This window comes from Acetobacterium paludosum, assembly GCF_008086595.1.
Lineage (GTDB): Bacteria > Bacillota > Clostridia > Eubacteriales > Eubacteriaceae > Acetobacterium > Acetobacterium paludosum.
The window spans coordinates 111,047-132,597 of the sequence record NZ_RXYA01000011.1 but is presented as its reverse complement, the minus strand read 5'-3'; the positions used below and the strand labels follow the sequence as shown (position 1 = coordinate 132,597).

At 37.8% G+C, this 21,551-nt stretch carries 21 protein-coding genes; 3 read left to right on the top strand and 18 right to left on the bottom strand.

The features are described 5' to 3' along the window. Nucleotides 1–38: 38 nt before the first annotated feature. Complete coding sequence (locus FZC41_RS12095) at nucleotides 39–1,211, bottom strand: acyl-CoA dehydrogenase family protein (RefSeq protein ID WP_148567668.1); 1,173 nt, start codon at nucleotides 1,209–1,211, stop codon at nucleotides 39–41. 340 nt (nucleotides 1,212–1,551) lie between these two features. Between FZC41_RS12095 and FZC41_RS12090 the strand changes: the two genes are divergently transcribed. Continuing rightward, nucleotides 1,552–1,809, top strand: coding sequence for a hypothetical protein (locus FZC41_RS12090; RefSeq protein ID WP_148567667.1), 258 nt, complete (start codon nucleotides 1,552–1,554; stop codon nucleotides 1,807–1,809). A gap of 88 nt (nucleotides 1,810–1,897) precedes the next feature. On the opposite strand, the gene ppdK is transcribed toward FZC41_RS12090, so the two are convergent. From ppdK to FZC41_RS12005, 17 genes are all read right to left on the bottom strand, one after another. Beyond that, nucleotides 1,898–4,534: a pyruvate, phosphate dikinase gene (ppdK, locus tag FZC41_RS12085; protein ID WP_148567666.1), complete on the bottom strand. Its 2,637-nt coding sequence runs from the start codon at nucleotides 4,532–4,534 to the stop codon at nucleotides 1,898–1,900. Between the two features lie 5 nt (nucleotides 4,535–4,539). Next, entirely contained in the window at nucleotides 4,540–5,343 is an 804-nt protein-coding gene (locus FZC41_RS12080) for a pyruvate, water dikinase regulatory protein (RefSeq protein WP_148567665.1), read from the bottom strand. Nucleotides 5,344–5,354: 11 nt separating this feature from the next. After that, on the bottom strand, nucleotides 5,355–5,993 hold the full coding sequence (locus tag FZC41_RS12075) for a helix-turn-helix transcriptional regulator (RefSeq protein ID WP_148567664.1): 639 nt from the start codon (nucleotides 5,991–5,993) through the stop codon (nucleotides 5,355–5,357). Nucleotides 5,994–6,121: 128 nt separating this feature from the next. Next, nucleotides 6,122–6,691 carry a helix-hairpin-helix domain-containing protein gene (locus FZC41_RS12070; RefSeq protein WP_148567663.1) on the bottom strand — a complete coding sequence of 190 codons (570 nt, stop codon included), beginning with the start codon at nucleotides 6,689–6,691 and terminating at the stop codon, nucleotides 6,122–6,124. A 1-nt stretch (nucleotide 6,692) separates the two neighbouring features. Further along, entirely contained in the window at nucleotides 6,693–7,544 is an 852-nt protein-coding gene (gene hisJ / locus FZC41_RS12065; protein ID WP_170253977.1) for a histidinol-phosphatase HisJ, read from the bottom strand. A 97-nt stretch (nucleotides 7,545–7,641) separates the two neighbouring features. Continuing rightward, nucleotides 7,642–8,400 (bottom strand): amino acid ABC transporter ATP-binding protein, encoded by a 759-nt coding sequence (locus tag FZC41_RS12060; RefSeq protein ID WP_279235182.1) that lies wholly within the window; start codon nucleotides 8,398–8,400, stop codon nucleotides 7,642–7,644. Between the two features lies 1 nt (nucleotide 8,401). Continuing rightward, nucleotides 8,402–9,073, bottom strand: a complete 672-nt coding sequence (locus FZC41_RS12055; protein ID WP_148567661.1) for an amino acid ABC transporter permease — start codon at nucleotides 9,071–9,073, stop codon at nucleotides 8,402–8,404. A gap of 118 nt (nucleotides 9,074–9,191) precedes the next feature. Then, a complete protein-coding gene (locus FZC41_RS12050) occupies nucleotides 9,192–10,022 on the bottom strand; it encodes an ABC transporter substrate-binding protein (protein ID WP_148567660.1) in 831 nt (276 codons plus the stop codon). Nucleotides 10,023–10,112: 90 nt separating this feature from the next. Continuing rightward, the gene (locus FZC41_RS12045; RefSeq protein WP_148567659.1) at nucleotides 10,113–11,282 is read right to left on the bottom strand and encodes a TraB/GumN family protein; all 1,170 of its coding nucleotides are present in this window, start codon (nucleotides 11,280–11,282) and stop codon (nucleotides 10,113–10,115) included. A gap of 76 nt (nucleotides 11,283–11,358) precedes the next feature. Further along, on the bottom strand, nucleotides 11,359–12,372 hold the full coding sequence (locus FZC41_RS12040) for a LacI family DNA-binding transcriptional regulator (protein ID WP_148567658.1): 1,014 nt from the start codon (nucleotides 12,370–12,372) through the stop codon (nucleotides 11,359–11,361). Nucleotides 12,373–12,411: 39 nt separating this feature from the next. Beyond that, the gene (locus FZC41_RS12035) at nucleotides 12,412–13,671 is read right to left on the bottom strand and encodes a pyridoxal phosphate-dependent aminotransferase (RefSeq protein WP_148567657.1); all 1,260 of its coding nucleotides are present in this window, start codon (nucleotides 13,669–13,671) and stop codon (nucleotides 12,412–12,414) included. A 27-nt stretch (nucleotides 13,672–13,698) separates the two neighbouring features. Next, entirely contained in the window at nucleotides 13,699–14,250 is a 552-nt protein-coding gene (locus FZC41_RS12030; RefSeq protein ID WP_148567656.1) for a Fe-S-containing hydro-lyase, read from the bottom strand. A gap of 1 nt (nucleotide 14,251) precedes the next feature. Further along, a complete protein-coding gene (locus FZC41_RS12025) occupies nucleotides 14,252–15,094 on the bottom strand; it encodes a fumarate hydratase (RefSeq protein ID WP_148567655.1) in 843 nt (280 codons plus the stop codon). Between the two features lie 119 nt (nucleotides 15,095–15,213). After that, entirely contained in the window at nucleotides 15,214–15,678 is a 465-nt protein-coding gene (gene trmL / locus FZC41_RS12020; RefSeq protein ID WP_148567654.1) for a tRNA (uridine(34)/cytosine(34)/5-carboxymethylaminomethyluridine(34)-2'-O)-methyltransferase TrmL, read from the bottom strand. Nucleotides 15,679–15,887: 209 nt separating this feature from the next. Beyond that, nucleotides 15,888–17,012 (bottom strand): lysylphosphatidylglycerol synthase transmembrane domain-containing protein, encoded by a 1,125-nt coding sequence (locus FZC41_RS12015; protein WP_148567653.1) that lies wholly within the window; start codon nucleotides 17,010–17,012, stop codon nucleotides 15,888–15,890. 246 nt (nucleotides 17,013–17,258) lie between these two features. Beyond that, nucleotides 17,259–18,563 carry a sensor histidine kinase gene (locus tag FZC41_RS12010; RefSeq protein WP_148567652.1) on the bottom strand — a complete coding sequence of 435 codons (1,305 nt, stop codon included), beginning with the start codon at nucleotides 18,561–18,563 and terminating at the stop codon, nucleotides 17,259–17,261. A gap of 18 nt (nucleotides 18,564–18,581) precedes the next feature. Beyond that, nucleotides 18,582–19,250 (bottom strand): response regulator transcription factor, encoded by a 669-nt coding sequence (locus FZC41_RS12005; protein ID WP_148567651.1) that lies wholly within the window; start codon nucleotides 19,248–19,250, stop codon nucleotides 18,582–18,584. A 126-nt stretch (nucleotides 19,251–19,376) separates the two neighbouring features. On the opposite strand from FZC41_RS12005, the gene FZC41_RS12000 reads away from it, so the two are divergent. Continuing rightward, entirely contained in the window at nucleotides 19,377–20,054 is a 678-nt protein-coding gene (locus FZC41_RS12000) for a response regulator transcription factor (RefSeq protein WP_148567650.1), read from the top strand. Next, nucleotides 20,041–21,522: an ATP-binding protein gene (locus FZC41_RS11995; RefSeq protein ID WP_148567649.1), complete on the top strand. Its 1,482-nt coding sequence runs from the start codon at nucleotides 20,041–20,043 to the stop codon at nucleotides 21,520–21,522. Before FZC41_RS12000 ends, FZC41_RS11995 begins: the two co-directional genes overlap by 14 nt. The last annotated feature ends 29 nt before the right edge of the window (nucleotides 21,523–21,551 follow it).

Below are 21,551 nucleotides of genomic sequence, written 5' to 3'. Positions count from 1 at the left end.
CTATTCGAAAGGCTATCTCTATGAGTCATTGTAATTTCTTAGCTAATCTCTATGACGCCGCCGCTGGCAATTAGTTTTCTGGATGCTGTTAAACGTTGAACCGTTCTTGGTCCTTCTTCTAACCACATTGCTCGACAATCTCGATATAACCGTTCAACAGGGCCGTATACACAATCTTCAAAGTATCCGATACCACCAAAGATTTCAAGCATATAGTCTGAAACCAGTTTAACGGTGTTGATGCTGTGAAGTTTACACATAGCTGCTTTCATTTCAATATCTTTACCAGCTTCAAAGTCTTTTGCAAAATCATAAACCATTAATCGACAGGCGTGAATTTCAGTTCCCATATCAGCAATACTTTGTTGAATGGCTTGTCTTGCTACTAATGGTTTTCCAAAAGTTACGCGGTCTTTTGCTCTTGCAATCGTCATTTCCAACATTCTTTGTGCCATTCCAAGGTTACTTATACCAATATGTGCTCGCGATACTGACAAGGAATGCATTGCAATTTTCAAGCCGTCGCCTTCTTCACCTAAGAGATATTTTTTATTAAGTCTCATATTTGTGAATTTCAAACCAGCATGCCCAGCTCCACGACAACCCATCATATGAGGCATTGGTACAATTTCATAACCTGGTGTATTAACAGGAACAAAGAAACCAGATAGTCTTTTATCTTTGTCAGCATTCGGATCAGTAACTGCAAAAACATAAGCGAACTCACAACAGTCGGTATGAGAGATCAGGAATTTTTCCCCGTTTAAGATATAGTCATCTCCATCTTTGACTGCCATTGTATGTAAATCTGCTCCAGTTCCACCAGTTTCTTCTGTTAATGCAAAACATGTAAATACTGATTTATCTGCAAATTGACTCATGTACTCGTCTTTTAATTCTTTATTTCCAAAATCGTCAAGAATCCGCCAGTTCATATCTGCTGCATAGTGAAGATGCATACGCATTCCCCCAGGACCACGACTGAATTCTTCCTGTACTTGAAGGATTTGCAATTCATCCATTCCCCAACCACCATATTGTTCAGGTAAACTGAATCGATATAAATTGTTTTTGATTGATAAGTCGAAGAATTCCTGTGGGAACTTATTCGTAACTTCAACCTCTTTCTGAATTTCTTCAAACGGACCTTCTGCCAATGCTCTAACCTGTTTCAGATATGCTTGAAACTCTTGTTCATTTAATTTTGCCATTTTTTTCTCCTTGTTGTTTTTTTAACAATCTTTTTATGGCTTTATTATATATCAGATCCATTCATCATATCCAATAGCTAGTTTTTTGGTTTTCGCTGCTTATTTATCGTTTACACCTATATATACTTTTGTCTGTTGTATAATTTTAATTTGTGTGATAGAATTTAAAATTTTTCGCACTGATTATGACATTCAAGAAAGTTCACATAAGAAAATTTTTATTTGCGATTATAAAAATGAGATCTCAGGACCGCTGCCACATTATACTTGTGGACAAAATCCTTTTTGAAGAGTATAATGAATCTAAATTACAAAATACTGTTAAGAAAGAGGTGTTTTTATGGAAAAGAAGAAAGTTATTGAATTAATTCAAGAAAAAGTAAAAGCCGCCAGTTTCGATGATAAGGGAATCGCTATCATTCCAATGAATGACATTAATGATGGCAACGTGATTGTTGATGTATTAGAAGATTTAAAAAAAGACAGTACTTTTGAATTTGATTTTGATCTTGATAAGATGTCACTTAAGGTCTATAATCCTCTCGATGACATGGAAGGATTTAAAGAAAGACATACATCCCCTCAAAAATGCAAATAGTTTAGTCGTTTATTTCGTATTTTAAAACGCCTGATTGATGTTGAATTCAACATTAATCAGGCGTTTTTTTAATTCTGGAAATTATTTATTATTTATCATTTTCGCGATGATCAAGTGCTGCCTGCGCTGCTGCTAAGCGGGCAATTGGCACCCGGAATGGTGAACAAGATACATAACTTAGTCCCGCTTTATGGAAGAAGTAAATGGATTTAGGATCTCCTCCATGTTCTCCGCAAACACCGATTTTTAGATCTGGTTTTGTTTTACGACCTAAGGTGACACCCATTTCCACCAATTTTCCAACGCCTTCAACATCAATGCTTTGGAATGGGTCATTTGGTAAAATACCTTTATCTTTATAATCGGTAATGAATTTTCCGGCATCATCACGTGAGAAACCATAAGTCATCTGGGTAAGATCATTGGTCCCGAACGAGAAGAATTCTGCAGTTTCGGCAATCTTATCAGCGATAAGGGTTGCTCTGGGGATTTCAATCATTGTTCCAATTAGATACTTAATATCTGATTTTTTCTCTGCTTTGACAATTTCTGCCGTATTTCGAACAACTTTGTCCAAATAGGTCAACTCTTCATTGATTCCAACCAGCGGAATCATGATTTCGGGAACGATATTAAATCCGCAGGCTTCTTTTACTTCAATAGCTGCTTCCATAATGGCTCTTGTTTGCATCTCAGCAATTTCCGGATAAGTGATCGCTAAACGACAACCACGATGACCAAGCATCGGATTAAATTCTTCCAATCCATTAATAACGGTTAACATATCTTCTTTATTGAGCCCCATATCTTGGGCCAAAGCTTCAATATCTTTGTCCTCAGTTGGAAGGAACTCATGCAGTGGCGGATCTAATAAACGAACGGTAACCGGACGACCTTCGAGTGCTTTATAAATGCCGATAAAATCTTCTTTTTGCATCGGCAGAATTTCAGCGAGTGCTTTTTCTCTTAATTCTTTCGTATCTGAAAGAATCATGCGTCGCACACTTGGAAGACGGGCTTCATCAAAAAACATGTGCTCAGTACGGCAAAGACCGACGCCCTCAGCCCCAAAGCGAACTGCAACTGTAGCATCACGAGGTGTATCAGCATTTGTCCGAACACCAAGCGTTCTGAATTCATCTGCCCATTCCATGATTTTTCCAAAATGTCCTGAAAGTTCTGGTGTCACAGTTTTAATACTGCCCTGGTATACTTTTCCAGTACTGCCATTTAAAGAAATATAGTCACCTTCATTAAAAATTTGTCCGCCAACAACAAATCGTTTTGCCGCTTCATCCACTTTGATCGCTTCACATCCGGCAACGCAACATTTTCCCATGCCTCTGGCTACAACAGCAGCGTGTGAAGTCATTCCGCCGCGGGCGGTTAAAATCCCGTTTGCGGCATTCATGCCTTCTATGTCTTCCGGTGAAGTTTCTTTTCTTACTAATAGCGTTTCTTCGCCATTAGCAGCAGCGGCACAAACAGCTTCGGCGGTAAAATAAATTTTACCCATGGCAGCCCCTGGCGATGCCGGAAGACCGGTTCCTAAAAGTGCTGCTGCTTTTAATGCGGCTTCTTCAAAGGTTGGATGAAGCAACTGATCCAATGATAACGGATCTAAACGTAAAATGGCTTCTTCTTTAGTGATAAGGCCCTCTTCAACCATATCAACAGCCGCACAAAGAGCCGCTGCAGCCGTTCTTTTACCGGTTCGTGTTTGAAGCATATAAAGTTTGCTCTTTTCAATCGTGAACTCGATATCCTGCATATCTTTGTAATGATTTTCCAATAATTCTGCGGTTTCATGGAATTGCTTATAAACCGCCGGCATGATGTCTTTAAGGTCATCAATATTTTTTGGTGTGCGGATTCCGGCAACAACATCTTCTCCTTGAGCATTAATTAAGAACTCACCAAACAGTTTCTTTTGTCCGGTGGCTGGGTTTCTGGTAAATGCTACGCCAGTCCCGCAATCATCACCCATGTTACCATAAACCATCGATTGAACGTTGACAGCTGTTCCAATGTCATGAGGTATATCATTCATATTTCGATAACTGATGGCGCGATTATTATTCCAGGATCTAAAAACTGCTTCAATCGCCATTAGCAACTGTTCTTTTGGATCTAACGGAAAATCTTTTCCCGTTTCTTCTTTGACAATTTTTTTATAGGCTGCAACAACCGCTTTTAAATCCTCTGCGGTTAACTGCGTATCGTCTTTATAGCCATTTTTTTCTTTAGCATCATCTAAAATTATATCAAATTTATCTTTGCTGATTTCCTGAACAACATCACCAAACATTTGTATAAAACGACGATAGCTATCAAAAGCAAAGCGTTCATTGTTCGTTGACTTTGCAATTCCTGCCACCGTTTCATCATTAAGACCAAGGTTGAGAATGGTATCCATCATCCCCGGCATGGAGAATTTTGCACCAGAACGAACAGACACCAATAATGGATTCTCTGCATTACCAAATTTTTTCTCGCATTTTGATTCTAAAATTACCAGGTTATTATTAATCTGATCGATGATTTCATCGGAAAGTTTCTTATTTTGGTTGTAATACTCAGTACATGCTTCCGTCGTTACTGTGAAGCCCTGCGGAACCGGTAACCCGATGTTGGTCATCTCGGCTAAACCTGCACCTTTCCCCCCCAGTAACTCTTTCATGTTTGCATTGCCTTCTTCAAACAAATAAACCCATTTTTTTGACATTTTGTCTACCTCCTCATTATATTTGCAAGTATAATCGCTGCAATTTCTTCAATTGCTTTTGATGTAACGTCAATGACCATACATCCTAATTTATCAAAAAGCTGTTGTGCTTTTTCTAACTCCATCATGACTCTTTCATTGCTTCCATAATTTGATGTCCCGGTGAGGCCCATTGCCTTTAAACGTTCGGTACGAATGTCCACAAGGTGCTTTGGATCCAGTATGAGTCCAAATATTTTCTTATTTGATATTTCAAATAATTCCTTCGGTGGTTCAACTTCAGGCATCAAAGGAATATTTGCAACCTTAAAATTATTGTTTGCCAAATAAATACTAATCGGCGTTTTGGATGTGCGTGACACCCCAATCAAAATAATGTCGGCTTCATCTAGATGCGACGTATTTTTTCCGTCATCATATTTTACCGCAAACTCAATCGCTTCAACCTTTTTAAAATAGTGATCATCCAGTTCCGGAGTCGGTTTAAAATTATGTGTTGGCTCTTCCCCGGTAATGCCTCTTAGCGTTTCCACCAATGATCCCAGAACATCATAAATCGGAATGCTCCAACATCTGGCTTCAGTTTCCATATAGCTTTTTAGTTCCGGAGAATTAAAGGTATAAACGACTAATCCGTTTTCTTTTTTTGCTAACTCCAATAAATAATCAATACTTTTTTTGTCATTAATAAAAGGATGAAATCGTACTTCTCGAATCGAACTTTCAAAGCAGCTTTTACCTGCTTTAACCAGCAATTCACCAATTTCGCTTAGTGTATCTGAAACCACGAAAATTACAATATTTTTCATCTAACTACCCATCACTCTGTATTATCTCCCATATTCACCACATACCGGGTGATATTTGTTCGCGATACCTTACCGACAAGGACTAATCGTTGATTGCCTTTTTCATCAAGTTCCTTACTTACAATCGGCAATGATTCCACCTCATAAAGCATGGTTTTGTAGGCAGCATCATAAACTGACTCCGTCGGTTCAAGATAAATAATATTTGGCATCCGCGTCATAATCAAAGGAATTGGCAGCGATTCTACCTCTTCTCTCCCAATCATTGCCTTAATAAAATCCTTGCGAGATACAATTCCCGAGAGGTACTTACCATCTACAACATATAAAGTTCCAGCATTTTTCGTGAACATCGTTATGATTCCATCATATATTGAGGTTGTCTCCTCAACGACTGTTGGTTCCGTCTGAATATCCATCACACTAATAGTTTTTATATAGCTTCCGAGTATGTGCAATAATGAACGGCCGGTATAATAATAACCAACCTTTCGTTTCGCTTCAAGTATCCCCAACATGGTAAGAATTTTTAAATCAGGTCGGATGGTTGCTCGATTGATATTTAGCATTTCTGCAATTTCGCTGCTTTTCACGGGTTGTTTTTCTTTTACAATTTCGATTATTTCCTTTTCTCTTACTGAAAGCTCCATATTCGGCCCCTCTAAAACTAATATTTATTTTATTAAGTATAACACATATCATCTAAATGTAAACAACTAATAAAATATTTTTGTCCTACCTGATAACATTTTATTAGTAATGTCTAATGTAACCTTTTTCATATCGATATTGATTCAACTAAGCCCTCATAAACTTTATCACCGATCCGAGTCACATTTTTTATTTCTTCCAACTCTTTAAATCCGCCATTTTTTTCTCGATAATCAATGATTCCTTGCGCAATCACATCGCCTACTCCTGGAAGGCTTTTTAGTTCTTCAATATTTGCTGTATTGATATTTATTTTCTTATTTTCTTTGGCATCTGCGGTTTCAGTCACTTCACCAATGGTTGGAATATAAATTTTTTCTTCGTCTTTTACTTTTCGTGCAAGGTTTAACGTACTGACATCAGCCGAGGCGGTCAATCCCCCGACCGCCTCGACCGCCTCAATTAAACGAGCATCCTGATTTAATGTTACCACCCCTGGCTTATTGACCGCTCCGGCAATATGAACCATAATTTTTTCATTTCCCGAAACGCTGCTGTCATCATTTAAATTCTCAGCCCCTGATACGTTCATTTCAGCTCCGCTTGAAGTTTTAAAGTGGTACCATCCCCAAAAAACGCACAAAAAAACAAGCACGATGAGAATGTATAGGATTTTTTTGCGATCAAGCTTATCCATTTCACACTCCTAAAGGTTGTGATTCCCACCGGCCTTTTTTTAGTATCCAATATTCCTTATATCCACAACTTAATAATATTGCTTCCGCTTCATTAAATTCATTTACAATTCCTTCAACTGAATGAGTATCTCCGCCGATTGTAATGGGAATGTTTCGTTTACACATTTCCGGTATCATCCAATCTGAAGGATACCGTCCAACTCCAGGTACTCGCATATTAGCCCCGGTATTAATCTCCATTCGGGTATTTGTCATCGCAATGACATCTAGGCAATGTTTAACCGTCTCCTGATACCAGGTATCTTTCTCATTAAAAAAGAAATTGCCCTGATTGTATTTTTTTATGAGGTCGATATGGCCTAAAATATCAGGCTGATACTTTTTAACCATATTGCCAACAGCTTTAAAATAGTCCTCAATGAATTTTTGTGATTGATTATTATAGTAGTTTCTGATTCCCTTGGCAAAATCCTCCTGAGAATCATCAATATAAGAAATGTCATCACGGTAAGTGGATCCGATCGTGTGAATGGACATAATGGTATAATCAAGTCTTGGCCATACTTTTTTTGCAAGTTCAGAAATATCTTTGCGATCGATAAAATAATCGATTTCCATTCCGCAGTAGAGTTCAATTGATAATGCATACTTTTTTTTAAGATTAGCAATGTCTTTAAAATAATTTTCGAGATTAGCTTCTTCCATTGTCCAATCATTTAAAAATGGCAATGGCATATGGCTCGATAATCCCATACTTTTAAGACCCGCTTCGATGCCGGCTTTAACCATTTCTTCTAAACTATTTTTTCCATCACAATAATTAGAATGCACATGATAATTTGCCTGTATCATTTTGATCCCTCCAAAAGTTTGCATGTGCTGATTGTACCATGCTATGTATTTTAAAGCAAATAAAAAAAATTGCCTATAAGACAATTTTTCAAATATTCTATAAAATTTTATTGAGAAAGCTTTTTGTTCTTTCTTCTTTTGGATTCAAAATAACATCTTCCGGTGTTCCCTGTTCGCAAATGACGCCTTGATCCATAAAAATCACCCGATCCGCAACTTCTCTTGCAAACCCTATTTCATGCGTCACAATAATCATTGTCATTCCTTTTTCAGCAAGATGCCGCATGGTTCCCAATACCTCGCCGACGAGTTCAGGATCAAGCGCCGAAGTCGGTTCATCAAACATCATTATTTTAGGATCCATTGCCAGTGCTCTGGCAATGGCTACACGTTGCTGCTGCCCCCCTGAAAGTCTTGATGGATACTCATCTTTTTTATCAGATAAACCCACTTCTTTCAGTAAATCCAAAGCTATCTTTTCGATCTCATTTTTGTCCGCTTTTTTAACAATTATTGGCGCAATTGTAACATTATCAATAACAGAAAGATGTGGAAAAAGGTTGAAATTTTGAAAAACCATACCAAGATCGGTACAAAGAGTTTGTACCTTTACCGGATCGATTTTCATAAGATCCTTATTGTTTTCTCGTTTATCTGCTAATTCACCTTCAATATATATTTCTCCGTCAGTGATCCGCTCCAGATGGTTTAGGCAACGTAACATCGTGCTTTTACCAGAACCACTGGCACCAATAATACAGACAACTTCTCCTGGTTGGATTTCTAAGTCAACGCCTTTAAGAACTTCCAAATTTCCAAAAGACTTACGAACATTCACTAATTTTACCATACTCATATCAATTTCCTTGTCTTTCATAAACGCCAAGTTTCTTTTCTATTTTATCAAAAGCAACCTGAATAATGGTGGTTAAGAATAGATAAATTGCCGCTGCATAAACATAATAGATCCAGTTTCCATCAGAGCTTGCCATTGTTTTTACAGTTCTTAACAAATCAAAAAGTGCAATTGTTGATACCAATGACGTATCTTTAAGTAACATAATAAATTCATTGCCAACCGGCGCAACCAGTCTTTTAAATGTCTGTGGAATAACAATTTTAGTCATCGCCTGACGATAACTCATTCCCAGTGCCTTTGCTGCCTCCATCTGCCCGCTATCGATGGATTCAATTGCGGCCCGAATAATCTCAGCAAGATACGCAGTAGAATTCAAAGAAAACGCAATAAATGCACCAACCATCGGATTGATATTAAAAGTCATCCCGGTAGAATCAAGATAAATAATTGGAATAGCAAAATAAATAATAAACAGTTGAAGCAATAAAGGTGTTCCTCTAAAAAACCATATATAAAACCATGATACTGCATTGGCCACCTTGTTTTTCGAGAGTCTTCCGAGTGCAACAATGACACCAAAAAACGCCCCCAAAATAATTGCTACTATTGCAATCTCAACGGTAACAACTGTCCCATCAAAAATTGCCCATAATTGGGTTTGATTTAACACATTGATCTTCCCTTCATTATTAAATTATGAACCTCTGTTCATATTAATACATGAACAGGACTTGTCACAGTAACTGCTACAAGTCCCATTCAATTTTCTTATTAAATTTTATCGTTTTCTATTCAATAACAGAAAGCTTTGTATTAATGTCTTTCGTCATGTCTTCATTAAACCATTTCATGGAAATCTCAGTCAATTTTCCATTTTTCTGAAGCGCTTTAATTGCTTCATTGAATTTTTTTGTTGTTGCCGTGTCGTCTAAACGAGATGTAATACCAATTGGTTCATTGGTCAAAACATCAGAACTTACAACAAATAAATCAGGATTTTGGGCAACATAATACTTAGCTACGCCAACGTCAGTAATAACATTGTCGATTTGTTTGCCTTGCAGTGCTGCAAACGCATCCAGCATGCCATCATATTCTTTTATTTCGACATTAACGCCTTCTTGTTCTTTCAATTTTCCAGCCGCGATATCAGCCGTTGTTTGAATCTGAGCGCCTAATGTCTTTCCCTCAAGTCCTTTGAAGGTTGTAACAGGTGCAGCATCTTTTCTGGATACAATGACAATACCATTTGAAATATAGGGATCTGTCATGCTGAATGACGCTAACCGTTCCGGTGTAATACTCGTACTGGAGATAACCGCATCATATTGTTTTGCCGTCAAACCATTAAAGATGCCATCCCATGAAACTGTTTTAAACTCTACTTTAACCCCTAATTGATCAGCTAATGCATTCGCAAAGTCAATATCAAATCCAACTAATTCGTTTTGATCATCTCTAAACTCCATTGGTAGATACGTATCATCGACAGCAACACTTAATACCCCATCCGCCAAAGAGTCTTCTGAAGCTGTTTTGCTTCCAGATGAACATCCGGTAAAGGCTGGTACTAACAACAAAACCGCAGCAAGGGTTAAACCCAAAAATTTTTTATTCATAATTTTCTCCTTTCTAAACTTCCTAATGTGGTTAATTATATATTATTTTGTATATATACACAAGTTTTTTTAAAACGCACAACACTATGTTTATGAAAAAGTTTTAATGAAAATCCCAATGATATTTAATCCCCCCAACCAGGTTCCCAGACTGCTTCCAAGATTGGTAAACACCACGACCATCAATACTTTTGTCACTTTATTATGCCATAATCCTTTAAAACTTCCAAGATCTTTAGGCAGGGATTCAAAATCTTCAACTTTCGGCTTCCGATAATGAGCCTCAACAATGCCTGAAAACCATCCTGCCGCTAATAAAGGATGCAACGTTGTAATAGGTGCCACCGCAATGGCGGTTAATATTGAGAGAATATGACCACCGGCAATAAATGCTCCCAGCCCCGCCAAAAGTCCGGTCCAGAGAATCCACGATTTTGCCTGTTCCCATCCAGAACCAGGATTAGCAATAAAAGTGATCACAATTATCGCAATCAGCATAATGGGAATCATCCATCCGATCACTTTTCCAACCTTCGATTTTGGTGGAATGAACTCTAACTGGGAAACATCGATGTCTTTATTGATTGCTTCTTTTATTCCGGGAATATGGGCCGCACCAAGAACAGCAACAACCTTGTCGCCAGGTGCATTTTTAATTTTCTGCGATAAATACTGGTCCCGTTCATCGACAAGGTATTCTTTTACCCCTTTAAACGCTGATCCCATTTCCGATAATGCCGCTGTGAGCATATCTTCCGACTTAAGGTTTTCTAAATCTTCTTCAGTAATTTCCTCGTCATCGACAACACTTAATGCAATTGAAAAAATGACCTTGATTTTTTCCCAAAAGCTGCACCCTCGCCAAATACGATTAAAGGTTACCTGAATACTGCGATCTGCCAAAACAAGTTCAGCTCCAAATTCTTTTGCACAGGCAATGCCTTCCATCATTTCTTGTCCCGATTCAATTCCAAATTGCTCAGCCAATTTTCTCTGATAATTAGAAAGCAAAATATTGACAAACATAAATCCTGCTCGTTTGCTTTTTATTATTTGAACGATATCAGTATTGGACCATGCATCTTTTTGTTCAATCGAATCATAACGTTGTTGATCTAATTCAATACAGATTGAATCCGGCTGTTCTTTTTCTATGGTTTCCCGAACTTCAGTAACACTGTTTTTTGATACATGGGCGGTTCCAATCAGAATGATCTCTTTCCCATTAACATTAAGCCGAGTTATATTGCTTGATTCCAATGATTCTCCCCTTTTGTTTTCTTTTATATAAGATTAAATCAATTAATGTTTTTGCATCCAAACCATAAAGTTCTTGCTACTTCTTAATCAGAGCCACCGAGTCACGAATAATCACTTCATGAGGGACATAAACATTATTAACAGTTCGGTCACTATCTTTTTCACATAATTTGATCAGCATCCGCATCGAAATCGCTCCGATATCGTACATAGGTTGAGCAACAGTCGTTATTTTGGGCTTTGTCCATTCTGAAATCCAAAAGTTATTAAAGCCACAAATGCTAATGTCTTCTGGCACCTTTTTTCCCATTTCTTCTGCTTTGCGAATTGCACCAAGAGCAATTTGATCATTAAAACAGCAGACACAGGTAAATTCGATTCCCGAATTAATAGCCTGTTCCATCAAACTGTAGCCGCCTGTCAGACTTAATTTTGCCTCCAAAATTCGACTATCATCAAAGTCAATATTTTTTTCTTTAAATGCCTTTATAAAGCCCTTTTTTCTTTCCTTATAAATATAGCCTTCTTCAACTTCATCAAAGAATAGCAAAAACTTTTCATGCCCCATTTTAATGAGTTCAATCGCCAGTTCATAAGCTGCGGCCTCATTATTAATCAACACCCCGCTGAGAAAACCGCTATTGTCTGGAATGCAGCCCAGGACAACTTCACTGGGAGCATCAATCAGTTCTTTTTGCATTTCCTCACTTAAATCTTTTCCGACGTAAATGATCCCATCGCATTGTTTTTCAACTAATACATTAAGGGCTTTCATTTCTTTTTCCGGATTAAAATCAGTATTACTTAAAATAATATTGTAATGATAAATCCCGCATACATCTTCCGCTCCACGAACAATCTCGGTATAATATGGATTGGTTATATCCGGAATCATAATTCCCATGGTGTTTGTTTTTTGAATTTTCAAACTTCTTGCGATTGCATTGGGTTTATAACCCGTTCTTTTTATGGCCTCTAAAACCCGTTCCCTGGTTTCTTCATTAACCAAAGGAATATTATTTACAACACGTGACACGGTAGCAACCGAAACATTAGCTTCTCGAGCAACATCAACGATTTTAACTTTCATTTTTTCACCTTTCAATTTTTAAACAGGAATCCTGAAACCTTAACAACCGTCTCCCACTTCTTTCATCGCCTGTAATATAAGTTGTGGTGCACGACGACATTTCTCTTCCGACACAGCACATGGAGCGAATCGAAGGCCTTTTCCCAAAGGCACTACAAAAGTATTCTTCTCCATCAGACGATCACTCACTTCTTTAGGGTGATCACAAGGAAGACTGATAAAAAAGCCGTCACAATAAGTAACCATCTTTAAACCAATTTTATTTGCCTCTTCAACAAAAGCATCAGCACGTCTTCTTAAAATACACTTGTAAAAGCTCTGTTCCGCCATTGCCTGATTATAAAGTTCCTCATCACTGAAAATTCGAGTAATGGTTTCCATGGCACCACGTGTTCCATTTGACCAGTTGCCACGATTGGAATAGGTACAGGAGTTTGCAAATTCTGTTGCAATTTCTGCTGTCGGTGCCACACAAATAATGGCACCATTTCTCAATCCATACATGGTATAACTCTTTGAACAGGTATAGGCATATAATGTTAGCACATTATGGGGCATTCCCGTCAGTATTTTCATAAATTTTCGGGCTTCATCCGCTTTACCCGCAAAATCGATATAGGCCAGGTCAACCAGTAAAATAATTTTAGACTCTGGTTGTGCTTCAGCCGTTTCGATAATAAATGCTTTAATTTCTTTCCACTCTTCATTGGAAATGGTATAACCGGTTGGATTGTGAGCCGGCGTATTTAATACGGTTAAAACTCTTTTTTGCTTTTGTAATAATTCCAAGACACTTTTCTTGTAACCTTCCAGATTAAAGCCGCCCTTTTCATTGTAAAGTGGGAAAGTTGCGATTTTTCGGTGATTATCATCGGCAATGGTTTCATAAGCGGACCAGCGCCAATCAGTCAGCAGAATGGCATCTCCTAATTCAGTATAATTACAGAATGCATGGCGAATGGCACCGGTTCCCCCTGGCGTTGCCACTGCACGAATAAACCCTTCAGGTTTATATGCTTTGAAACATGCATCGACTATTTTTTCTAAAAATTCCGGCTGCCCGGCTAATCCAGAATAATTGGCGATCATGTTGTTTGGCAACGATTTAAGGGTGTCATATACAGCTTTAAAGGTTACAAGCTCGCCATTATCATCCATTAATGCCCCGATGGTTGAATTGATAACCGCTTCCGGTCCAAATTCTTTGACTCGCTTTTCGGCTTCTCCGGCAATTTTGAAAATGGGGTCAGTGCCCCCTTTTCTCAAAGACGTTTGAATTACCATTTCCGCTTTTTTCATTTTCATTCCTCCTGCAAAATCCAAAATTTATTTCAAATATTTTTTTCTTTCGGTTTCATATAAGTTATTTCCCTGAGTATCGATTACGACAATCGCCGGAAAATTTTCTACTTCAATTTTCCGAATAGCTTCGGTACCGAGATCTTCATATGCTAAAATTTCGACCGATTTGATGCAGCTTTGCAATAACGCCCCAGCACCGCCGACACAGCCAAAATATATGGCCGCATGATTCATCATACTGTTGATAACCTTCTCACTTCGATTGCCCTTGCCAATCATCCCACCAAGTCCCTTTTCCAGAAGCTCCGGTGTGTAGGCATCCATCCGCCCGCTGGTGGTCGGTCCGGCCGATCCGATAATTTCTCCCGGTTTTGCCGGACTAGGTCCCACATAATAAATTAATTGATCGGTAAAATCTACCGGCAACGGCGAGCCTTTTTTTAGTGCCTCAATCATCCTCTTGTGTGCCGCATCACGTCCGGTATAGATAGTACCTGATATTTGAACATGATCCCCCGCTTTTAGCTTTTTACGGTCCTCTTTACTCATCGGAGTTTTAATATTAATAACAGTCATCTTACAACTCCCTTTCTACATGTCGGTTAACATAGCAGGAAATATTTACCGCTACCGGTAATCCGGCGATATGAGTTGGGAAGACTTCCACATTTACCCCCAGCACAGTATTAACGCCACCTAAGCCCATGGGACCGATTCCCAAATTATTACAGGCTTCCAACAGATAGTCTTCAAGAGCAGCAACATGGTCCAATGGATTACGCATCCACAAAGGACGTCCCAACGCTTCTTTTGCCATCAATGCGGCTTTTTCCATCGTTCCTCCTACGCCTACACCAACCACGATTGGTGCGCAAGCATTAGGACTTCCGGCTTCAACGGTTTTAATGACAAAATCCCGAACTCCAGCCATCCCATCTGATGGCTTTAACATTTTAAGCGCACTGGTATTTTCACTCCCAAATCCCTTTGGTAATATTTTTATTTTTAGCTGATCCCCAGGAACAACCTTGTAATGAATCACCGCCGGTGTATTGTTGTTTGTATTTGTGCGGATGAAGGGATCTGCGACCACCGATTTGCGAAGATATCCTTCTTCGTACCCTTTTGCTACCCCCGCTTGAAGGGCATCTTCAAGACTGCCATCTGCAATCATCAAATCTTGTCCAAAAGATACAAACATCACAACCATTCCCGTGTCCTGACAAATGGGGATGGTTCTTCTTTTAGCCACCTCAAAATTATCCAACATCGTTTTAAGAATCTCTTTCCCGTTTTCAGATTCTTCTGATGATTCTGCTGTACGTAAGCTTTCAAGCATATCTTCCGATAAAAACGTATTGGCTTCAATACACATTTCAGCAACGGTATCAATGATTTTTTTGGTTTGAATTGTTTTCACTAAGTTCTCCTTGAAAATGATCCTTTTTATATCATTCTATTTTATATAATTCTGTTAATTATATCACACTGTTACAGTAAAGTAATGTGATTTTCAATTATTTTCATAAATTTTCAGTGTTAAATAAGTCCCTTGAATTGATGTTGTCTTAACGCTTCAAATAGAACAATACTTACCGCATTGGAAAGATTAAGCGAACGGGCTTTTTCATGATTCTTCATGGGTATTCTAAAACGATTTTCAGGATATGCTTCATGAATTTCGCTTGGCAGCCCAGCCGTTTCTTTCCCAAACATCAAGAAGGCATTTTCATCATAATCGATATTATCATAATATTTTTCTGCCTTTGTCGTGAGCAGATACAATTTTGCATCCGGATTTTTTTTAATAAAATCATCAAAAGATTCATAGACGTGCAAATCCAAAAGATCCCAATAATCTAAACCGGCCCGTTTCAAATGCTTCTCATCGAGGGAAAATCCCAAGGGTTTAATAAGATGGAGCGTGGTCTCAGTTAAAGCGCAAGTTCGGGAAATATTTCCCGTATTTTGTGGTATTTCTGGTTGATAAAGAATAATGTTCATTAAATAGTCCTTTCATTTTTTATATGGGCGCTAGACAAACCAAAAGGAAATACAAGAAGCGTATTTCCTCAAAACTGCAGACAAAGTGTAAAAAAAGTCGTGAAGATACTAGCAGTATCAATAGTCTCCAAGACAAAGTTTTGGTATGAAATGATGAATCATTTACCATGCAATCTAGTTTTGTCCAGAAATATCAAACAATATTTTTTTCACTGTTTTTTTTTGTTTTCTTCGATTAAATAATCAACTTCGCCAGATAATTCTTCACCAATGGCATTCACTTTTTCCTTTCCCATTTTAATGGAATGAATGGATAAATAAACACCGCCAAAGACAAGAATAAAATAAAAAGTGATCATTCGCCAAAGAATCATTGCTACCGGGGCATTTACCGCCCCGTAAATAGGTCCAAATATCAGTAAAAAGCCTGCTTCAGCTCCTCCGACTGCACCAGGCGTTGGTACAAAGGCCACTGCTACATAAAGGATCGCTTGAAGAGAAATAATTGTTACGGCATTAACGCTGTTTAATCCCAAAGACAAGTACACGAAATAGCCAACCGAATAGAAAGCCATCATCTGTATGATCGAAACAAAAAATAATTGCAGAGTTTCTTTTTTTTTATCTTTCAGACCTTCAACAGCCAGCTTGTATTCTCCCACAAAATGATCAATTTTTTTACACTGTTTTTCAGAATTTTTAAGGATGCGCAATTTTAGAAGAATTTTTACACAGCTTAGTAAAATCCCCCTTGCCGCATTTGGATTAAACACAAGAATGCCGATAAAAACAATCGCGGCTACATTTAAAACCAGACCAAAAGCAATCAGCCACTTAACGGCATCCAGACTCTGGTTGAGCTCCGTCGTACAAAAGACAATCGCTATGATTGCCAGAAAAGTAATTGTAATCTGATACAAAGCATATTTTTGAACAAGAACAGCCGTGCCTGTTCCAAGGCCGTATTTTTTTTTCGACATTTCATACAGCTGAATCGGTTGCCCGCCACTTGAACTGGGATCAAGAAGATTGTAATATTGACCAACCATGGTCAGCGTAAAGGCAAATGAAAATTTTTCATTTGAATTTTCCTGCCTCATGAGTTTTAATAACATATAGGCCTCTAGAAACCAATAAAGAAAAACACAGCCAATCCCCAAAAGTAAGAATTCACCCTTTGTTTGTTTGAGTGTCTTCTGAAATTCTACCAGGTCAACTTGGGTAAATATAATGATAGCTGTGACACCAATTATTAAAATCAGAAAAAAAGCATTTGAATAGTTCTTCCAGGCTTTAGAAAACCAGCCTTTTTTCTTTTTCTCTTCTTCGCACATTCTTAGTTACCCATTTCCATTCTATAAGATCATGTTTATTATAGCATATCGTCACAGCAAGATAATAAATTTTTAAGTTAAAAAATTATATGATCTATTTTGATTCTTAATTTTATCTTTTTACAAACTAAATGTTATCGCGTTGTTCCACATAAAAAAAGTTCAATTACTCAACCAATTTTTAAAGAATCCTTACTGGAAATTCCAGTCTCCTTAAAAACAGTTAAATACTTGAACTTTTGATTTTTATAAAAATGAATCGATTCGATAGTTATTATGGTTATTTTTTTTGGTATCCTGTTTTATATTTGTGCGTGGTAAGAGAATCGAAAAGGTACTGCCTTCATTGGGAACCGATTCTATTTTTATTTTACCGCCATGTTTTTTTACAATGTAATCCGCGATGTTTAAGCCGAGTCCATAACCACCGGTTTCCCGGTTTCGGGCATCGTCCACCCGATAGAAACGACTAAATACTTTTGCCTTTTCTTCTTCCGTCAGTCCGACTCCGGTATCTTTAACTGCAATGACAATATTTCGTTTGCCTTGAGTTATGCACAATTGTACTTTACCGCCTATTGGTGTATATTTAATAGCGTTATCGACTAATATTCGCACCGCCTGTTTAAGTCGTTCTTCATCGCCGCGATAGTGTATATCCGGGGTAATATTCTCGCCTAGCTCAATTTCTTTTTCATTTGCCAATTCTGTCATAAGCACAACCATTTGATGACACAAAGAAGATAAATCAAACAGTTCCTTCTCAACGGAAAGACTTTGATTTTCCGCTTGTGCTAATAACAATAAATCAGAAATGAGTTTGGCCATTGTCTCACTTTCACTGCCGATGTTGTTCAGCCATTTCATGTTGTCTTTTATCTGTTCATCTTCCTTAAGCTTTAATACCTCCACATTCGTTTGAATGACCGTAAGAGGGGTTCGCAACTCATGAGAAGCATTTGCAATAAACTTTTTTTGATCTTCAAAAGTCTCCTTAATGGGTTGCAGCGATTTTCCTGCCAGAAAATAACTCAGGGGAATTAATACGACAATGGAGCCGACCCCGATTAATAACAAGAAAAAAATAATGTAGGCAACCATTGACTTTTCCGTGGTAATCTGTTGAAAAATCTGCAGCACATAATCATTAGAATCTTTTGAATACGAAAGAGTATAGACCCGATATTCGACATCATCCGAAACCATTGTATTAAATTGAGACGCCTGATTTTCCTGAATCACCAACTCATAACCCGACATAATTAAATTTCGGTCATTTACTTTCATCGATTTTACAGTGTGGCTGCTATCCCACAAAATAAATTGATATCCCACCTTATCATGAACGGAATCAACTGAATTTACCTGAGGCGGGTCTGATTCACCATTGTTTTCAATGATCTCTTTTCCAACATTGGTTAAATATATTTCACCGGTAAGATTAAGACTCCATTTTACAAGAAAGCCCAAGAGTAAAATAAACACAAACATAAAAACAACTAGAATCAGGGTGTTAAACAGTGTGATTTTTCGTTTAATTTCTTTAAACATGAGACTTAGTACCCCAACTTATTTTTTCCCAAGTGTATAACCAACCCCTCGAATTGTGTCAATTTTGACCTCAGTATCGATAATCTTCTTTCGCAGATTATGAACATAAATCTCAATATTATTCTCATTGACTTCCTTGTCAAATCCCCAAACCCGATCTAAAATCTGTTCCCGGGTAAATACCTGGTTCGGTCGTTTCAAAAGCATTTCCAAGATCTTCGCTTCTTTAACCGAAAGCTTAAATTCCTTATCCGTTGTCTGCAAAATGTTTTTCTTGGTATTGAAACTCACATCTTCAAAAACAATCGTTTCTCCCTTGATGCCATGATCCGGACGACGTCCCAAAGCACGAATCCGAGCAAAGAGTTCTTTTGCCGAAAAAGGTTTGATCAAATAATCATCCGCTCCCATATCCAATCCCTTTACCTTATCATCAATGGTTCCTTTTGCCGTCAACATCAATACCGGGGTATTAATACCCTGATCCCTGATTTGCTGAAGAATTTCAATGCCACTTTTTATTGGCAGCATGATATCCAAAACGATCACATCATAAATAGGGTTAAGAGCAAATAACAAACCTTCTTCACCATCATTGGCAATATCGCAATCAATATTTTGTATCCTGCATAGTTCCTGGAGAGCATCAGTTATCTTTTTTTCGTCCTCTACAAATAATATACGCATAAAGCGACTCCTTCCACGTTTTTGAATTTAAATCATAAGTCATATGTTTTAATTATAATTCTGAAATCTTAAAGCTATATAAAATCAATAAAATATGATATGATTTTAATTAATTAGGAGGTTGCTATGAAAGAAATACTTATTATCGAAGATGATAAAAAAATATGTCGAATCATTGAACTTCAGTTAAATCATGCCGGGTTTAAAACGACCAAAGCTTTTACTGGCCGTGAAGGCATTGAAACATTTAATCAATACCCTGCTTTTGATCTAATCCTCCTGGATATTATGCTTCCCGAAGCATCCGGGTATGAAGTTCTTCATTATATAAAATCTCAGAATAATCAAATTCCGGTTATTTTTTTGACTGCCAAAGATGGTACCCAAGATGTTGTAAAAGGTTTTGAACTTGGAGCTGATGATTATGTTACAAAACCGTTTAATTTTGACGAACTGCTTGCCCGTATCAAAGCGAATATACGCAAAAGCACTCATGACAATTTAATAAAAACACATATCATATTTAAGGATATCGAGATCGATCTCGATAACTTTCGCGTAATCCGCAACTCTAAAGAGATTGATCTTTCTCGAACTGAATTCGATCTTTTGTATTATCTTGTACTGAATCATGATTTGGTTCAATCACGGGAACAGATTCTGGACAATGTTTGGGGTTTTGATTATGAAGGTGGTGATAATATTGTTGATGTCTACATTAAATACCTGCGGGATAAAATCGACCGGAATTATAATGAAAAACGCATCCAAACAATAAGAGGTCGCGGCTATGTGGTTCGATAACTTAAATATTCCGGGCCGGAAAAAGCCATTGAAGATCTATCATCGGATCGTTTACTTTTTTATTCTTGCTCTGACATCGGTCCTGACCCTTTCTTTTGTAATGGTATTCTTTTTCGCTCAGCAGCTTATTTTAAATGAAAGCCAGTCGACCATGATTCGTTTTAATGATTATGTCATTAACACCATCGATGAAAACAGGTCGCTGCTTCTCAGTCTTCCGACAGACAAGCGACTGGAAGTAATTTCAGAAAAATTATACCCCTATGTCAAAGACAATTCTCTGATTGCCTACCGACTTTCGGATAATGCCGAACATATCTATCAATCCTCAGAGATATTAAATGACCTTCTCACCGCCGATAATCTGGATCAATATAATTTTCATTTTTTTGAATTCAGCTTTAATGACCAAAATAAGAATCAGCCAATTTCAGTGAATTCTCTGCGTTATAATCAGACGCAATACTATTATGTCGGATCTTACTACGTCCTTGAAGACGGAAATATCATTTATATTCAAATCGTAAAAAATCTTCATGATAGCTATGTTTTTATGACCACTTTATTCGTTTTGATGGTCTCCATCAGTATCTTAGGTTTAATAGCGATTATCATCATTGGTATTTATGGTACCAAGCATACCTTAAAACCCCTCATTGAAATATCTGAAACCGCAAAAAATATAACTGAAAATAATTTAAACATCCGCATTGAAGAAACCGGAAATAAGGATGAACTTGATCAATTGATTGTCTCCTTGAATCAAATGATCCAGAAATTAGAGTCTGCATTCAACAACCAAAAACGTTTTGTATCCGATGCTTCTCATGAATTACGCATACCCCTAACCGTCATTCAGGGTTATATTGATATCTTAGCGGACTGGGGTAAAAATGATCCGCAGCTTCGTGATGAATCCATTGAAGCCATTCGAGATGAAATCCAGGGTATGAATAAAATGGTTGAAGACCTGCTGCTCATCACTCGAATTGAAAACAATTATTATAGTACTGATTTTAAAGTTCTAGATATTTCTCTAATTTTAGAAAAAATATACTATCAGTGGCCCATGATCGATCCCGACCATAATTATGAGCTGAAAACATGTGAACATGCATTTGTTCACGGAAATGAAGGATTACTGATTCAAGCCATCCGCGGTCTCATAGATAACAGCCGAAAGTACACGGAAGCAGGAGGGACCATCACGCTGATCTGTAAAGTTCACGATGAAAAGACAACCGAAATTACCGTTTCCGATTCGGGTTGCGGTATTCCAAATAATGAACTTGCCAAGATTAAAGAACGTTTCTATCGGATAAACCATGATCGTTCCCGAGCAACCGGCGGCACTGGTTTGGGGCTGTCGATTATTGACAGCATTGTCACCATCCATCGGGGCGAGCTCATTATCACCAGCGAACTCAACCAGGGAACCAACGTGTCGATACTGCTGAAAAAAGATTAACTATAAAATCATCGGGGCGATTGTGGATC

What these genes read in the sequence shown, in the direction of transcription:
- FZC41_RS12095 (WP_148567668.1), bottom strand. Translation starts at nt 1,211, where the DNA reads ATGGCAAAATTAAATGAACAAGAGTTTCAAGCATATCTGAAACAGGTT.
- FZC41_RS12090 (WP_148567667.1), top strand. Translation starts at nt 1,552, where the DNA reads ATGGAAAAGAAGAAAGTTATTGAATTAATTCAAGAAAAAGTAAAAGCC.
- ppdK (WP_148567666.1), bottom strand. Translation starts at nt 4,534, where the DNA reads ATGTCAAAAAAATGGGTTTATTTGTTTGAAGAAGGCAATGCAAACATG.
- FZC41_RS12080 (WP_148567665.1), bottom strand. Translation starts at nt 5,343, where the DNA reads ATGAAAAATATTGTAATTTTCGTGGTTTCAGATACACTAAGCGAAATT.
- FZC41_RS12075 (WP_148567664.1), bottom strand. Translation starts at nt 5,993, where the DNA reads ATGGAGCTTTCAGTAAGAGAAAAGGAAATAATCGAAATTGTAAAAGAA.
- FZC41_RS12070 (WP_148567663.1), bottom strand. Translation starts at nt 6,691, where the DNA reads ATGGATAAGCTTGATCGCAAAAAAATCCTATACATTCTCATCGTGCTT.
- hisJ (WP_170253977.1), bottom strand. Translation starts at nt 7,544, where the DNA reads ATGATACAGGCAAATTATCATGTGCATTCTAATTATTGTGATGGAAAA.
- FZC41_RS12060 (WP_279235182.1), bottom strand. Translation starts at nt 8,400, where the DNA reads ATGAGTATGGTAAAATTAGTGAATGTTCGTAAGTCTTTTGGAAATTTG.
- FZC41_RS12050 (WP_148567660.1), bottom strand. Translation starts at nt 10,022, where the DNA reads ATGAATAAAAAATTTTTGGGTTTAACCCTTGCTGCGGTTTTGTTGTTA.
- FZC41_RS12040 (WP_148567658.1), bottom strand. Translation starts at nt 12,372, where the DNA reads ATGAAAGTTAAAATCGTTGATGTTGCTCGAGAAGCTAATGTTTCGGTT.
- FZC41_RS12035 (WP_148567657.1), bottom strand. Translation starts at nt 13,671, where the DNA reads ATGAAAAAAGCGGAAATGGTAATTCAAACGTCTTTGAGAAAAGGGGGC.
- FZC41_RS12030 (WP_148567656.1), bottom strand. Translation starts at nt 14,250, where the DNA reads ATGACTGTTATTAATATTAAAACTCCGATGAGTAAAGAGGACCGTAAA.
- trmL (WP_148567654.1), bottom strand. Translation starts at nt 15,678, where the DNA reads ATGAACATTATTCTTTATCAACCAGAAATACCACAAAATACGGGAAAT.
- FZC41_RS12015 (WP_148567653.1), bottom strand. Translation starts at nt 17,012, where the DNA reads ATGTGCGAAGAAGAGAAAAAGAAAAAAGGCTGGTTTTCTAAAGCCTGG.
- FZC41_RS12010 (WP_148567652.1), bottom strand. Translation starts at nt 18,563, where the DNA reads ATGTTTAAAGAAATTAAACGAAAAATCACACTGTTTAACACCCTGATT.
- FZC41_RS12005 (WP_148567651.1), bottom strand. Translation starts at nt 19,250, where the DNA reads ATGCGTATATTATTTGTAGAGGACGAAAAAAAGATAACTGATGCTCTC.
- FZC41_RS12000 (WP_148567650.1), top strand. Translation starts at nt 19,377, where the DNA reads ATGAAAGAAATACTTATTATCGAAGATGATAAAAAAATATGTCGAATC.
- FZC41_RS11995 (WP_148567649.1), top strand. Translation starts at nt 20,041, where the DNA reads ATGTGGTTCGATAACTTAAATATTCCGGGCCGGAAAAAGCCATTGAAG.